Source organism: Streptomyces sp. DH12, from assembly GCF_020873895.1.
In the GTDB taxonomy this organism is placed as follows: domain Bacteria; phylum Actinomycetota; class Actinomycetes; order Streptomycetales; family Streptomycetaceae; genus Streptomyces.
On sequence record NZ_JAHWGT010001370.1, the window covers coordinates 1 to 419 of the forward strand.

Consider the following 419-nt stretch of genomic DNA (forward strand, 5'->3'; position numbering starts at 1 on the left):
GCGGTGATCCTCGTCCTCACCGCCGTCGCCACGCTCGTCCTCGACCTCGTCCAGGCGGTGATCATCGGCCTGGTCGTCGCCGGCGTGCTCGCCCTGGGCGCGGTCGCCCGGCAGGCCCGGCTCGCCCCGCTGCCGCTCGACCGCGGCGACCACACCGACGAGGAGCACGAGCTGCTCGCACAGCACATCGTCGCCTACCGCATCGACGGCCCGCTGTTCTTCGCCGCCGCCCACCGCTTCCTGCTGGAACTCACCGAGCTGGCCGAGGTCCGCGTGGTCATCCTGCGGATGTCCCACGTCAGCGTCGTCGACGCCACCGGGGCGCTGGTCCTCAAGGACGCGGTGACCAAGCTGCGGCGGCGCGGCATCGTCGTCATGGTCTCCGGCGTCCGCCCCGGCCACCGCCGCGCCCTCGACTC

1 protein-coding gene is annotated in these 419 nt (G+C 73.5%); it reads left to right on the forward strand.

The window, feature by feature from the left end; translation table 11 throughout:
- On the forward strand, positions 1–419 hold a 419-nt coding region (locus LPA54_RS40120), incomplete at both ends, for an STAS domain-containing protein (protein ID WP_228985357.1).